Source organism: Pseudomonas sp. TE3895, from assembly GCF_056278855.1.
Window position 1 is genome coordinate 606,419 of record NZ_JBWBQE010000001.1, and the last position, 14,562, is coordinate 620,980.

The 14,562-nt window shown below is 63.3% G+C and carries 13 protein-coding genes; 3 read left to right on the forward strand and 10 right to left on the reverse strand.

Features of this window, described 5'->3' with window-relative positions; all coding sequences use genetic code 11:
• The 3 genes from ACZ889_RS02650 to ACZ889_RS02660 all read right to left on the reverse strand — a co-directional run bounded on the left by ACZ889_RS02650 (position 1) and on the right by ACZ889_RS02660 (position 4,422).
• Positions 1-1,059, reverse strand: a complete 1,059-nt coding sequence (locus ACZ889_RS02650; RefSeq protein WP_476257160.1) for a putative 2-aminoethylphosphonate ABC transporter ATP-binding protein — start codon at positions 1,057-1,059, stop codon at positions 1-3.
• 231 nt (positions 1,060-1,290) lie between these two features.
• Complete coding sequence (locus ACZ889_RS02655) at positions 1,291-2,160, reverse strand: LysR family transcriptional regulator (protein WP_003249038.1); 870 nt, start codon at positions 2,158-2,160, stop codon at positions 1,291-1,293.
• A 9-nt stretch (positions 2,161-2,169) separates the two neighbouring features.
• Positions 2,170-4,422 (reverse strand): heavy metal translocating P-type ATPase, encoded by a 2,253-nt coding sequence (locus ACZ889_RS02660; protein ID WP_476257161.1) that lies wholly within the window; start codon positions 4,420-4,422, stop codon positions 2,170-2,172.
• 83 nt (positions 4,423-4,505) lie between these two features.
• Between ACZ889_RS02660 and cadR the strand changes: the two genes are divergently transcribed.
• Positions 4,506-4,949, forward strand: a complete 444-nt coding sequence (gene cadR, locus ACZ889_RS02665) for a cadmium resistance transcriptional regulator CadR (RefSeq protein ID WP_010955676.1) — start codon at positions 4,506-4,508, stop codon at positions 4,947-4,949.
• Positions 4,950-5,068: 119 nt separating this feature from the next.
• Here the strand turns inward: cadR and ACZ889_RS02670 are convergent, their stop codons facing one another.
• From ACZ889_RS02670 to ACZ889_RS02680, 3 genes are read right to left on the reverse strand one after another with little or no spacing between them, the layout of a single operon-like run.
• Entirely contained in the window at positions 5,069-6,040 is a 972-nt protein-coding gene (locus tag ACZ889_RS02670; RefSeq protein WP_010955677.1) for a thymidylate synthase, read from the reverse strand.
• 51 nt (positions 6,041-6,091) lie between these two features.
• Positions 6,092-6,898 (reverse strand): prolipoprotein diacylglyceryl transferase, encoded by an 807-nt coding sequence (gene lgt, locus ACZ889_RS02675; protein ID WP_003249027.1) that lies wholly within the window; start codon positions 6,896-6,898, stop codon positions 6,092-6,094.
• A gap of 16 nt (positions 6,899-6,914) precedes the next feature.
• Positions 6,915-7,697 (reverse strand): sulfite exporter TauE/SafE family protein, encoded by a 783-nt coding sequence (locus ACZ889_RS02680; RefSeq protein ID WP_180689116.1) that lies wholly within the window; start codon positions 7,695-7,697, stop codon positions 6,915-6,917.
• Between the two features lie 130 nt (positions 7,698-7,827).
• On the opposite strand from ACZ889_RS02680, the gene ACZ889_RS02685 reads away from it, so the two are divergent.
• Positions 7,828-8,574, forward strand: coding sequence for an NRDE family protein (locus ACZ889_RS02685; RefSeq protein ID WP_180689115.1), 747 nt, complete (start codon positions 7,828-7,830; stop codon positions 8,572-8,574).
• Between the two features lie 286 nt (positions 8,575-8,860).
• Here ACZ889_RS02685 and ptsP read toward each other — a convergent pair whose 3' ends face one another.
• A complete protein-coding gene (gene ptsP / locus ACZ889_RS02690; protein WP_003249020.1) occupies positions 8,861-11,140 on the reverse strand; it encodes a phosphoenolpyruvate--protein phosphotransferase in 2,280 nt (759 codons plus the stop codon).
• Positions 11,141-11,162: 22 nt separating this feature from the next.
• Positions 11,163-11,642, reverse strand: coding sequence for an RNA pyrophosphohydrolase (locus ACZ889_RS02695; RefSeq protein ID WP_003249017.1), 480 nt, complete (start codon positions 11,640-11,642; stop codon positions 11,163-11,165).
• A gap of 141 nt (positions 11,643-11,783) precedes the next feature.
• Here ACZ889_RS02695 and ACZ889_RS02700 point away from each other — a divergent pair, with 141 nt between their 5' ends.
• Positions 11,784-12,440, forward strand: coding sequence for a histidinol-phosphatase (locus tag ACZ889_RS02700; protein ID WP_012054017.1), 657 nt, complete (start codon positions 11,784-11,786; stop codon positions 12,438-12,440).
• A 129-nt stretch (positions 12,441-12,569) separates the two neighbouring features.
• On the opposite strand, the gene ACZ889_RS02705 is transcribed toward ACZ889_RS02700, so the two are convergent.
• Both ACZ889_RS02705 and ilvA read right to left on the reverse strand, forming a co-directional pair.
• A complete protein-coding gene (locus tag ACZ889_RS02705) occupies positions 12,570-12,995 on the reverse strand; it encodes a DUF2269 domain-containing protein (protein ID WP_047603659.1) in 426 nt (141 codons plus the stop codon).
• Between the two features lie 44 nt (positions 12,996-13,039).
• Positions 13,040-14,554: a threonine ammonia-lyase, biosynthetic gene (gene ilvA / locus ACZ889_RS02710; protein ID WP_003249006.1), complete on the reverse strand. Its 1,515-nt coding sequence runs from the start codon at positions 14,552-14,554 to the stop codon at positions 13,040-13,042.
• Positions 14,555-14,562 lie beyond the last annotated feature (8 nt).

A 14,562-nucleotide genomic window follows, 5' to 3' on the forward strand; every position in this document is an offset into this window, starting at 1 on the left:
TCAGGCAAACACCTGCAGGCTCTGCGGCGGCAACGCCACCCAGATGTCCTGCGAGCCCAGGCGCGGCATGGCCTCAGGGGCCAGCTCGGCCAGCAGGGCATGGCCTGGCAGGGCCTTGAGTTCAAAGCTCATGCGGCAGCGGTTACCGAGGAAGGTGATTTCGCGGACCATGGCCGGGAACAGGTTCTCTTCGTGCACCACCGGGTTGACCGTGATCGCTTCCGGGCGGCAGAACAGCCGGCCACTGCTGGCCTGGGCTGAACCCGGCGCCAGGCGCATGTTCATGTCGCCGACCTGGGCATGGCTGTCGCTGCTGCGCTGGAACGGCAGCCAGTTGCCCTGGCCGACGAACTCGGCCACGAACGGCGTGGCCGGGTGGTCATAGATTTCCTGCGGGGTGGCGTACTGCTCGACCTGGCCGTTGTTCATCACCGCGATGCGGTCGGCCATCAACATGGCCTCGTCTTGGTTGTGGGTAACCATCAACGTGGTGATGCCCAGTTGGCGCTGCAGCTGACGCAGTTCGGTGCACAAGTGCTCGCGCACCCGGGCGTCCAGCGCCGACATCGGCTCATCGAGCAGCAGCAGCGATGGCGACGGTGCCAGCGCGCGGGCCAGGGCCACACGTTGCTGCTGGCCACCGGAGAGCTGGCCTGGGTACTTCTTCTCGCTGCCAGACAGACCAACCAGTTCGAGCATTTCGGCCACCCGCTGACGGGCCTGCTCGCGACCACTGCCCGTCAGGCCATAGGCGATATTGGCTTCGACGGTAAGGTTGGGAAACAGCGCATAGGACTGGAACAGGATGCCGTAGTCCCGCGCCTGGGGTGACAGCTTGGAGATATCGCGTTCGCCGATGTACAGCGTACCGCGGTCCTGGCGCTCCAGGCCGGCAATGCAGCGCAGCAGCGTGGTCTTGCCACAACCGGACGGGCCGAGCAGGCACACCAGTTCGCCCGCGGCGATGTCCAGCGAGACATCGTTGAGCGCCGTAAAGGCACCGAAGCGCTTGTGGATGTTGCACACTTTTATCTGTGCGCCGGGGGTGGTGTGGTTCATGGCATGGCCTCATCGAAGAGATGGGGCCATGCTAGGCAGGCTGTGCGAAGGTTCTGTGGCTTTAAGGCAAAAGCCGGTGATAGTGGTATAGGCAGATTTAGTAGTGGCCTGTGCCGGCCTCTTCGCGGGTAAACCCGCTCCTACAACGGCATGCATGTTCGCGGAAAATGCAGGCACGCGGGTACGCTGAAATGTAGGAGCGGGTTTACCCGCGAAGAAGCCAGCAAAAATCTAGAACTGCGAACCGGCCACTTCCTGCGCCACCCCCAGGAATGCCGCCGGCAACCGGGCCTGGCGCCGTTCCTTCAGGCAATACAGGTACTCGTGCATCACCGGCGCATTCTCCAGCGCCAGCACCCGGAGTTCGGGGTTGTGCGGCACCTCATGACGGGCAATCACGCTGATGCCGATATTGCGCAGCACCGCTTCGCGGATCGACTCGCGACTGCCGATCTCCATCAGGGCGCCGGCCTTGACCCCGGCCTCCTGCATCATCTGCTCGGTCAGCTTGCGTGTGGTCGAGCCCTTCTCGCGCATCAGCAGGCAATGCCCCGACACCACCTCGATCGACACCGTCTGGCGTTGGGCCAGAGGGTGGTTGCGGTGCACCGCCACCACCAAGGGGTCAGTGCCCAGTATCCGCCGCACCAACCGCGCGTCCTCCACCCATTGCGACGACGCGGCAATATCCACCCGGTAATCCTCGAGCATTTCCAGCACCTGCTGCGAGTTGCCGATCTCCACCGCCACTTCAACCTGCGGCAAGCGTTCGCGATAGATCTTGACCAGGTCGAGGATGTAGTAAGGCGCAGTGGCCGCAATGCGCAGGCTGCCCTGGGCCTGACCACTGTTGCGCAGCTCGAACTCGATGTCGGCTTCCTGCTGCAGCAGCGCCTTGACCATCGGCAGCAGGCGTAAGCCCTCCTCGCTCAACACCAGGCGCCGCCCGCCGCGGTAGAACAACTCCACGGCGTACTGGCCTTCCAGGCTGCGGATCTGCGTGGTCACCGTGGGCTGGCTGAGGCCTAGCTTCTTCGCCGCCTGGGTAATGCTGCCCAGACGGGCCACCATGTAGAAGGCCTTCAGCTCGGAACTCAGCATGCACGTCCTCTATTTGCGCAAAAGGCGCAAGCCGTTGAACACCACCAGCAAGCTCACGCCCATATCAGCGAACACCGCCATCCACATCGTGGCCATGCCGGCAAAGGTGATCGCCAGAAATATCGCCTTGATGCCCAACGCCAGCACGATGTTCTGCATGAGGATCGCCGCACTTTGGCGCGACAGCCTGACGAAGGCCGGGATTTTGCGCAAGTCATCGTCCATCAGCGCCACATCGGCCGTCTCGATGGCGGTGTCGGTGCCGGCAGCAGCCATGGCAAAACCGATTTCGGCGCGGGCCAGCGCCGGGGCGTCGTTGATGCCGTCACCGACCATGCCCACCCGATGGCCTTGTGCGTACAACGCCTCAATGGTTTTCAGCTTGTCGGCCGGCAACAGGTTGCCCTCGGCGCGGTCGATCCCCACCACGGCGGCAATGGCCTGCGCAGTATGCGGATTGTCACCGGTCAGCATGACAGTCTTGATACCCAGTTGATGCAATTCGGCGATCGCCTGACGGCTGCTGTCCTTGACCGTGTCGGCCACGGCGAACAGTGCCAGTGGCCCGGAGCGGTCAAGCAGCAGGACCACGGTCTTGCCCTGGCGCTCCAGCGCATCCAGTTGGGCCTCCAGCGCTGGCGAACACAGCCCCAGCTCCTCGACCAGGCGGTGGTTGCCCAAGTGGTAGACCTCACCGGCAATGACACCACGCACGCCACGCCCGGCCAGTGCAACGAAGTCACTGACCTCGCTCAAGGCCAGGCCTTGCTGCTTGCCGAACTCGGCAATGGCGCGGGACACCGGGTGGTCCGAACGCTCGCCCAGGCTGGCCGCCAAGGCTTGCGCACGGTCTTCGAACAGCGGCGCCAGCACCTTGGCGTCGGTCTGCACCGGCTTGCCATGGGTGATGGTGCCGGTCTTGTCCAGGGCCAGGAAATCCAGGTGGCGGCCACCCTCCAGGTACACGCCACCCTTGATCAGGATGCCTTTGCGCGCAGCGGCGGCCAGGCCACTGACGATGGTCACCGGGGTCGAGATCACCAGCGCGCAGGGGCAGGCCACCACCAGCAGCACCAAGGCGCGGTAAACCCAGTCGAACCAGGCGCCAGCCATGAACAGCGGGGGTAACAGCGCCACGGCCAGGGCAATGGCGAATACCACCGGGGTGTAGATACGCGAGAAACGGTCGACGAAGCGTTGGGTAGGCGCCCGCGCGCCCTGCGCTTCCTCCACAGCCTTGATGATCCGCGCCAGGGTCGACTGCCCGGCAGCGGCGGTGACGCGAAACTCCAGCGCCCCCGCCTGGTTGATGGTGCCAGCGAACAGCTTGTCGCCCACCCCCTTCTCCACAGGCAGGCTTTCGCCGGTAATCGGCGCCTGATCGACGCTGGATTGCCCGCTGGTCACTTCACCGTCCAGGCCGATGCGCTCACCGGGGCGCACCCGCACCAGTGCGCCGATGGCCACCTCACGCACTTCCAGCTCGCGCCACTGGCCATCGGCCTGCTGCACCGTAGCCATGTCCGGGGTCAGCTGCATCAACCCGCCGATGGCATTGCGCGCACGGTCCAGCGAGCGCGCTTCGATCAGTTCGGCAACGGTGAACAGCACCATCACCATAGCCGCTTCCGGCCACTGGCCGATCAATACGGCCCCCGTCACGGCGATACTCATCAGCGCATTGATGTTGAGGTTACGGTTTTTCAGGGCAATCCAGCCCTTCTTGTAGGTACCCAGGCCGCAACCGAGGATCGCGGCAAGCGCCAGTCCCGCTACCACCCACTCAGGGGCCAGTGCAGCAAAGTGCACGATTTCGGCGGCGATCGCGGCGACGCCCGACAATGCCAGTGGCCACCAGCGGGCCTTGGCCGGTTGTGGCACGCTGGCGCTGCCGTCGTCCTGGGCGGCAATCGGCTCGGCCTTCATGCCCAGGCTGTCGATAGCCCGCTCGATATCGGCGGTGCCGTCCAAGGTATGGCGCACGCCAAGCACGCGGTTGATCAGGTTGAATTCCAGCTGTTCGATACCGGCCAGCTTGCTCAGTTTGTCCTGAATCAGGGTCTGCTCGGTGGGGCAGTCCATGGCATCGATGCGGAAACGACTGAGTTGTGCCTGGGCACTGGCCGTTTCGCTCAGTTGCACCAGCGGCGGCGCGGTTTTGGCGCCGCAGCAGCTGTGGCCGTGGGCAGCATGGCCATGGTCGTCATCACCATGAGCGTGATCGTGCGGATGCTTGTGTTCGTGGCTGACAGGCTGGTTCATGGGGTCATCCTTAAATTGAGCCTGTTGCCAAGTGAACACCCTGTAGCCACTATAGGGTCAAGCCACTTGCTGGAGATTTAGTGATGAAGATCGGAGAACTGGCCAAAGCCACCGACTGCGCGGTGGAAACCATCCGCTACTACGAGCGTGAAAACCTGCTGCCAGAGCCGGCGCGCAGCGAGGGCAACTACCGGTTGTACACCCAGGCCCATGTGGAGCGGCTGACCTTCATCCGCAACTGCCGCACGCTGGACATGACCCTGGACGAAATTCGCAGCCTGCTACGCCTGCGCGACAGCCCCGACGACGCGTGCGGCAGCGTCAATGCGCTGATCGACGAGCATATCGAGCATGTTCAGGCGCGGATCGATGGCTTGGTGGCATTGCAAGAGCAGCTGGTGGAGCTGCGGCGGCGCTGCAACGCGCAGGGGAGTGAATGCGCGATCTTGCAGCAACTGGAGACAAACGGGGCGGTATCGGTACCGGATACCGAACATTCGCATGTGGGGCGGAGTCACGGGCATTGAGCCAAAAGCTTCGCGGGTGAACCCGCTCCCCCAGGGACCGCGCACGACTTAGCGCCTGTGCAGTACCCTGTGGGAGCGGGTTCACCCGCGAAGAGGTCAGTTCTAACAATAGAGATCTATCAGACCGCCATCGGCGCTGTCATCGGCGCATGGTGCTCATAGCCTTCCAGCCAGAAATCACTCGGCTCAATCTTCTCCAGCCACTCCGGCTCATACTTGCCAGTTTCGGCAAATGCCGGAACACGGTCGCTGATCACCAGCTTCGGCGCTTCCAACGGCTCGCGCTTGAGCTGCTCGTTCAGCATGTCCAGGTGGTTCTCATACACATGGGCATCGCCGATGAAGTAGGTGAACCAGCGCGGTGTATAGCCGGTCAGGCGGCCAAACAGCGACAGCAGCGCCGCGCCTTCGGTGAGGTTGAACGGCGTGCCCAGCCCCAGGTCGTTCGAGCGGATGTAGAGGGTCAGGGAAATTTCCCTGGTCTCGACATTCGGGTGGAACTGGTACAGCAAGTGACACGGTGGCAGTGCCATTTCGTCCAGTTGCGCGCAGTTCCAGCCGTGGAACAGGATGCGGCGGCTACCCGGGTCGTTGGCGATGGTGTCCAGGCACTGGCGCACCTGGTCGATCGCCTTGTACAGGATGACGAACGCGACGCCGTCCTCTTCGTCCTGGGCAATGCGGCGGAAACCGGCTTGCTCGGCCATTTCGATGGCCGCCGGGTTGCTCAGCGGGATGCGCTTGTAGCCCGGCCACTGGCGCCATTGCACGCCATAGATCTCGCCCAGGTCGTCATGGCCCTGACGGAACGGGTTGGCCAGCCACTGGGCGTTTTCGTTGGCGTTCTGGTCCCAGACCTTGCAGCCCAGCTCGCGGAACTCACCGGCGTTCTTCACGCCACGCAGGAAACCGACCATTTCACCGATCGCCGACTTGAACGCCAGCTTGCGCGTGGTAATGGCCGGAAAGCCCTTCTGCAGGTCGAAACGCAGCATCGCGCCCGGCAGGCTGATGGTGCGGATGCCGGTGCGGTTTCCCTGCAACGTGCCGTTATCAATGACGTCGCGGACCAGGTCCAGATACTGTTTCATGGCTTACCTGTAGCAAAAACGGCAGGGGGATCGCCCCTGCCGTGGGATTAATCAGGCGGGTTTCGCCGTGGGCTTGCGATTATAAGCCCACCAGATCAGACCGAGGCCAGCCAGGATCATCGGCACACAGAGAATCTGACCCATGGTCAGCCAGCCCCAGGCGATGTAACCCAATTGGGCATCCGGCACCCGCACGAATTCGACGATGAAGCGGAAGATACCGTAGAACAGCGCGAACATGCCTGACACCGCCATGGTCGGCCGTGGCTTGCGCGAGAACAGCCACAGGATGACGAACAACGCCACGCCCTCAAGGGCGAACTGGTAGAGCTGCGACGGGTGGCGCGGCAACTGGGCCGGGTCGCTGAACGGCGGGAAGATCATCGCCCATGGTACGTCGGTGGGTTTGCCCCACAGTTCGGCGTTGATGAAGTTGCCGATACGCCCGGCACCCAGGCCAATCGGTACCAGCGGGGCGACGAAGTCCATCAGCTCGAAGAACGACTTGTTGTTGCGCTTGCCGAACCACAAGGCCGCCAGCATCACGCCGATGAAGCCGCCGTGGAACGACATACCGCCTTTCCACACCTCGAAGATCAGCGTCGGGTTGGCCAGGTAGGCGTGCAAGTCGTAGAACAGCACATAACCCAGGCGCCCGCCGACAATCACCCCCATCGACAGCCAGAACACCAGGTCGGACAGCTTCTCGCGGCTCCAGGTGGGGTCGAAGCGGTTGAGCCGGCGTGAGGCCAGCAACCAGGCACCGCCGATGCCGATCAGGTACATCAGGCCGTACCAATGGATTTTCAGCGGCCCGATGGCCAAGGCCACGGGGTCTATCTGCGGGTAAGGCAGCATGGAACTTCCTCTCGATTCAAATCAAAAAGCTGAGGCCGACACAGAACAGCAGGGCTGCGAACAGGCGTTTCAACAAACGTGGCGACAGCTTGTGCGCCAGGCGCGCGCCGAAGCGGGCGAAGAACATGCTGGTCACGGCAATGCCGACCAGCGCCGGAAGGTACACGTAACCCAGGCTGTGGGGCGGCAGGTGCTCCTCGTGCCAACCCAGCAGCATGAAGCTCAGGGCACTGGCCACAGCAATCGGCAGGCCACAGGCCGATGACGTGGCCACTGCCTGCTGCATGGGCAGGCTACGCCAGGTGAGGAACGGCACCGTCAGCGAACCACCGCCAATGCCGAAAATGGCCGAGGCCCAGCCAATCACGCCACCTGCACCGATCAGCCCAGGTTTACCGGGGACGCCACGGCTGGCCTTGGGTTTGAGGTCAAGGGCCATCTGCGCGGCGATGACCAAGGCGAACACACCGATGATCTTCTGCAGCAGTGGGCCCTGGATCAGCGAAGCGGTCTTGGCACCGACACCGGCCCCCAGGAGGATGCCGATGGTCATCCAGACGAAGATCGGCCATTGCACCGCGCGCTTGCGGTGGTGCTCCCGCACGGCGTTGATCGAGGTGAAGACGATGGTGGCCAGTGACGTGCCGACGGCCAGGTGGGTCAGCACCGAAGCGTCAAAACCCTGCAGGGTAAAGCTGAACACCAGCACCGGCACGATGATGATGCCGCCGCCCACGCCGAACAGCCCGGCCAGCACACCGGCACAGGCGCCCAACAACAGATAGAGCACGAATTCCATTCGGCGTCCCCTAGAAATCAATCCGGCATGGTAACGGAAGCCGGGCTCGGGGCTCTAGTGAACTCTGTGTCAGGATGGATCCGCATCGTTCCTGTGGGTACAGTGACCAAAAAACACAGAGGCCCAACCTATGTGCCTGATCGTATTTGCCTGGCGGCCGGGGCACGCCCTGCCGCTGATCGTGGCGGCCAACCGCGACGAATTCTATGCCCGCCCCACTCAGCCCCTGGCGGCCTGGGAGGATGCACCTGGGGTGCATGCCGGGCGCGACCTGGAGGCAGGCGGTACCTGGCTGGGCGTAGGCCCACAGGGGCGCTTTGCCGCGCTGACCAACATCCGCGACCCGGGCCAGGCGCAGGGGCCTCGCTCGCGGGGTGAGCTGGTGGCAGCGTTTCTGCAGGGCGAGCTAGGGGTCGAGGCTTACCTGGACCAGGTGGCCAGCCGTAGCGGGCAGTACTCGGGGTTCAACCTGCTGGTGGGTGATGGGCAGCGACTGGGTTATCTGCATGCCCGTGAGGCCACGCCGCGCCTGCTGAAGGCTGGGGTCTACGGGCTTTCGAACGCCGGGCTGGATACACCGTGGCCGAAGCTGGTGAAGGCACGTGCCGGGCTGGAAAACCTGCTGGACACGCCGGAGCCGCACAGGCTGCTGGCTCTACTCGCGGATAACGAGCCCGCGGCTGATGGCGACCTACCCGAGACAGGCGTGGGGTTGGCGACCGAGAAGTTGCTGTCGAGCGTCTTTATCGCCAGCCAGAATTACGGGACCCGGGCGAGCACAGTGCTGATTGTGGATGATCAGGGGCAAAGGCGGCTGGTTGAGCGCAGTTTCGGGCCTTTTGGCGGGCATTTGGGGGAAATTGAGTTGTTGGCCTGAGCATTTGATGTTGTCTGTTCGGGCCTCTTCGCGGGTAAACCCGCTCCTACAGCGGCCTGTGTCCAACCCCAGAGTGTGTCCAAATCCGTTGTAGGAGCGGGTTCACCCGCGAAGAGGCCGGACCTGCTGGCCAATCTCCACCACCCGTTCACCGTTGCCGCCGCCATCGTATTCGCGGGTAAACCCGCTCCTACAATAATCGGGTGACACACATCGGGGGTTTAGGCGCAGGCCGGTTGTAGGAGCGGGTTCACCCGCGAAGAGGCCGGGACAGACCACATCACCCTCACAAGGTTTTATTAGCCCCAGGCCCAATCATCCGCGCCAACCCAAGGTTCTTCAGGGCCAGCTGCAGCGAGCTGTGGATAACCTGCGGGTTGTCATGGCTCAAGGCCTCGGCCAGCAGTTCCTTGGCCTTGCCCATATTGATCTGGCGCAGCATCCACTTGACCTTCGGCAGGTTGGTGGCGTTCATCGACAGGCTGTCGAAGCCCATGGCCATCAACAGGACCGCCGCCGCCGGGTCACCGGCCATCTCGCCGCAGATGCTCACCGGCTTGCCTTCGCCATGGGCGTCGCGCACCACCGTGTTCAGCGCCTGCAGTACCGCCGGGTGCAGGTAATCGTACAGGTCGGCGACCCGCGGGTTGTTGCGGTCCACCGCCAACAGGTACTGGGTCAGGTCGTTGGAGCCTACCGACAGGAAGTCCACCTGCCGCGCCAGCTCCTTGGTCTGGTACACCGCCGCCGGAATTTCCACCATCACCCCCACGGGCGGCATCGGTACATCGGTACCTTCGTCACGCACTTCACCCCAGGCACGGTGGATCAGGTGCAGCGCCTCTTCCAGCTCGTGAATGCCGGAAATCATCGGCAGCAGGATGCGCAGGTTGTTCAGGCCCTCGCTGGCCTTGAGCATGGCGCGGGTCTGTACCAGGAAGATTTCCGGGTGGTCGAGGGTGACGCGGATGCCGCGCCAGCCGAGGAACGGGTTTTCTTCCTTGATGGGGAAGTACGACAGTGCCTTGTCGCCACCGATGTCGAGGGTACGCATGGTCACCGGCAGCGGGTGGAAGGCCGCCAGCTGCTCACGGTAGATGGCCAGCTGCTCTTTCTCACTGGGGAAGCGCTGGTTGATCATGAACGGCACTTCAGTGCGGTACAGGCCTACCCCTTCGGCACCGCGCTGCTGGGCACGGGCCACGTCAGCGAGCAGGCCGGTGTTGACCCACAGGGGCATGCGATGGCCGTCGGGGGTGACGCACGGAAGTTCGCGCAGTGCATCCAGCCCTTGGGCCAGCTGGCGTTCCTCCTCGACCACTTCGCTGTACTGCTTGCGCAGCACTTCACTGGGGTTGGTGAACACCTCGCCCTTGTAGCCGTCGACGATCAGTTCAATACCGTCGACCTTGGAGTATGGCAGGTCGACCAGGCCCATCACCGTGGGGATACCCATGGCCCGCGCGAGGATGGCGACGTGGGAGTTGCCCGAGCCGAGTACCGAGACCAGGCCGACCAGCTTGCCTTCCGGCACTTCACCGAGCATGGCCGGTGTCAGTTCCTCACTGACCAGGATGGTGTTGTCGGCATACACCAGCGACTGCGAGCGCGCTTCCTGCAGGTAGGCCAAAAGGCGGCGCCCCAGGTCCTTGACGTCGGAGGCACGCTCACGCAGGTAGTCGTCGTCCATCAGCTCAAAGCGGTTGACGTGCTCACCAACCACCTGGCGCAGGGCGCCCTGGGCCCATTGGCCGGTCTTGATGACCTCGGTCACCTCACCGCCCAGGGCTGCGTCTTCAAGCATCATCAGATAGACATCGAACAGCGCACGTTCTTCCGGGCGCAGCTGGGTGGCCAGTTTGGCCGACAGCTTGCGCATGTCGTCGCGCACACCTTCCAGGGCGTTCTGGAACAGCTTGAGTTCGGCGTCGATGTCATCGACGGTCTTGTCCGGGACCACTTCCAGGTCGGCCGGCGGCAACATCACCACCGCACGCCCCACCGCGGCACCAGGCGAACCCGGCACACCCACGAAGCGCGCTTCCTGAATACCTTTGCCCTGACGGCCCAGGCCACGGATCGAGCCGGTAGCCTCGGCGTGGGCGATAACCCCGGCAAGCTGGGCGCTCATGGTGACCAGGAAGGCTTCCTCGCCCTCGTCGAACTGGCGGCGCTCCTTTTGCTGGATGACCAATACCCCGACCACACGGCGGTGGTGGATGATCGGCGCCCCCAGGAAGGAGGCGAATTTCTCTTCGCCGGTTTCGGCAAAGTAGCGGTAACGCGGGTGGTCGGCGGCGTTTTCCAGGTTCAGCGGCTCTTCCCGGGTACCGACCAGGCCAACCAGGCCTTCGTTGGGGGCCATGCTGACCTTGCCGATGGAGCGCTTGTTCAGGCCTTCGGTCGCCATCAGCACGAAGCGGTTGGTTTCCGGGTCGAGCAGGTAGACCGAGCAGACCTGGCTGCCCATGGCTTCCTTGACGCGCAAGACAATGATCCCCAACGCCGACTTGAGATCTTTGGCGGAGTTTACTTCCTGGACGATCTTGCGCAGCGTATTGAGCATGGCTCGGGGTCGAACTCCGTCGTCAGTCGCGCGTCAACAGACGCGGTGCTAGCTCTTTCAGGGCGCGCCGGTACACCTCGCGCTTGAATGTCACAACCTGGCCCAGCGGATACCAATAGCTCACCCAGCGCCAGCCGTCGAATTCCGGCTTGCCGGTCAGGTCCATCCGCACCCGTTGTTCGTTGCTCACCAGGCGCAGCAGGAACCACTTCTGCTTCTGGCCGATGCACAGCGGCTGGCTGTGGGTACGTACCAATCGCTGGGGTAAACGATAACGCAACCAGCCACGGGTGCAGGCAAGAATTTCTACATCGTCGCGTTCAAGGCCAACTTCTTCGTTCAGCTCGCGGTACAGGGCGTCTTCCGGCGTCTCGTCAGGGTTGATACCACCCTGGGGGAATTGCCAGGCATCCTGGTTGATCCGTCGAGCCCATAGCACCTGCCCGGCATCATTCGTGAGAATGATCCCGACATTGGGGCGAAAACCATCCGGGTCGATCACGGCAGCAACCTCGCAAACGCATGTCAACGCATTGTTCCACAAAGCTTGCGAGCGCAGCAACGCGCCCGCCAAGCTTATGTGCAGCTGCGTGAAAACTCCGTATTCTGCGGGCCTACCCTGTGGCTGATGCGAGTGACCGCGATGCGCCTGGCTTTATTCGACCTGGACAATACCCTCCTCGGTGGCGACAGCGACCATGCCTGGGGTGACTATCTTTGCGAGCGCGGCATTCTCGACCCGGTCGCCTACAAGCAACGCAACGACAGCTTCTACCAGGATTACCTCAATGGCACCCTGGACCTGCAGGCCTACCTGGCCTTTTCAATGGAAATCCTGGCGGCAACACCCATGCCCCAGCTCGACGAATGGCACCGCGACTTCATGCGCGACTGCATCGAGCCCATCGTCCTGCCCAAGGCCCTGGCCTTGCTGCAGCAGCACCGCGAGGCGGGTGACCAGCTGGTGATCATCACCGCTACCAACCGCTTCGTCACCGCACCGATCGCCCGGCGCCTGGGGGTGCGGGTGTTGCTGGCAACCGAATGCGAGGTGCGCGACGGCCGCTACACCGGGCGTAGTACCGATATACCGTGTTTCCGTGAAGGCAAAGTGACGCGGCTGGAACGCTGGATGCTGGAGAACGGCTTTGATCTTGAGGACAGCTACTTCTATAGCGACTCGATGAATGACCTGCCGTTGTTGCAGCGGGTGACGCATGCAGTGGCAGTGGACCCGGCCCCGGACCTGCGGGCCGAGGCGGATAAGCGTGGATGGCCGGTGATCTCGCTGCGGGATTGAGGTTTTCCGTGCCGGTCTTTTCGCGGGCACGCCCGCTCCCACAGGAATCACCACAGGCCTTGAGGGCTGCGCTGTACCTGTAGGAGCGGGTTCACCCGCGAATAGGCCGGCACAATCAGCACAAGGCTGTCAGACCGGCTTGGCCCCCATCAGCCCGGCAATGGACAGGAAGCAAACCCCACTGAACACCGCCAGCGCCAAGGTAAACCGCAACCCCACTACCTCGGCCTTGCGCAGCCGGTTCAGCCGCACCAGCAGCCACCACACGGCAAACGCACCGAAGGTATAGATGACACTGGATGCCAACACCCAGGTCTGCCCCAGTGGCCAGCCCACCAGGTGTACCAGCCACCAGCCGGTGAACGGCATGCTCACCAGGCACAGGCCCATCATCAGCCAGACGAACACCAACGGCCGGCGTAGCAGCTTGGCGTAGGCTTCGGCATCGCCCTGGCGGCGGGCGCGCCAGGTCCAGATCGCCAGGCCCAGGGCGCCCAGAAGCAGCAGCGCGGTGGCGATGATGTGCAGGGTCTTGAGCGTGGTCAGGTGTTCCATGTCTCGGTCGTCCTTAAACAGGCCATCAGCCCTAGCTTAGCCGCTCAGCCCAGGAACAGTTTGTAGGCCGGGTTTTCGGTCTCGTCCCAGTACGGGTAACCAATCTTGGCCAGCGCTGCCGGCACCAGGTGACGTTCGTCCTCCGGCACCTGCAGCCCCGCCACCACGCGCCCGTCAGCCGCGCCATGGTTGCGGTAGTGGAACATCGAGATGTTCCAGCGCCCGCCCAGCTTGTTGAGGAAGTTGAACAGCGCCCCCGGCCGCTCGGGGAATTCGAAGCGCAGCACCATTTCGTCGCTGGCACCGGCCGAGTGGCCGCCGACCATATGACGAATATGCAGCTTGGCCAGTTCGTTGTCGGTCAGATCGGTAACCGGGAAGCCCTGCTCGGTCAGTTGCTGCACCAGCGCTGCGCGGGGGTCGTTTTCCGGGTGGGTCTGCACCCCAACGAAGATATGCGCTTCGTCAGAGGTGTGCTTGCGGTAGTTGAACTCGGTGATCTGACGCTTGCCGATAGCCTCGCAGAAGGCCTTGAAGCTACCCGGGCGCTCAGGGATGGTCACGGCGATGATCGCCTCGCGCTTCTCACCCAGCTCGGCACGCTCGGCCACATGGCGCAGGCGATCGAAATTGACGTTGGCACCGGAGTCGATGGCCACCAGGGTCTGGCCGCTGACGCCGTATAGCTCGACGTACTTCTTGATGCCCGCCACACCCAGCGCGCCAGCAGGCTCGGTGATCGAGCGGGTATCGTCGTAGATATCCTTGATTGCTGCACAGATCTCATCGGTACTGACAGTGACGACTTCGTCCACATGGTGGCGGCATATATCGAACGTGTGCTGGCCAATCTGCGCCACCGCCACGCCATCGGCGAACAGCCCGACCTGCGGCAGCACCACGCGCTCACCGGCAGCCATGGCCGCCTGCAGGCAATTGGAATCGTCCGGCTCGACACCGATTACCTTGATTTCCGGGCGCAGGTACTTCACGTAGGCAGCAATGCCAGCGATCAAGCCGCCACCGCCCACCGGCACGAAGATCGCATCCAGCTGGCCAGGGTGTTGGCGCAGGATTTCCATGGCGACGGTGCCCTGCCCGGCGATGGTGTGCGGATCGTCGTAAGGGTGAACGTAGACGAAGCCCTTTTCATCGACCAGTTTCAGCGAGTAGGCCAGTGCCTCAGGGAACGAGTCGCCATGCAGCACCACCTTGCCACCGCGCGAGCGCACGCCTTCGACCTTGATCTCCGGAGTAGTCTTGGGCATCACGATGGTGGCCTTGATGCCCATTTCGCGCGCGGCCAGGGCCAAGCCTTGGGCGTGGTTGCCGGCCGAGGCGGTGACCACGCCACGGGCCAGTTCTTCCGGGCTCAGCTGGGCCAATTTGTTATAGGCGCCGCGGATCTTGAACGAGAATACTGGCTGCAGGTCTTCGCGCTTGAGCAGAATCTGGTTGCCCAGGCGCTTGCTCAGCTGCCCGGCGCTCTGCAACGGGGTTTCGACGGCAACGTCATAGACGCGCGAGGTGAGGATCTTCTTGACGTACTGTTCGAGCATCGGGAAAG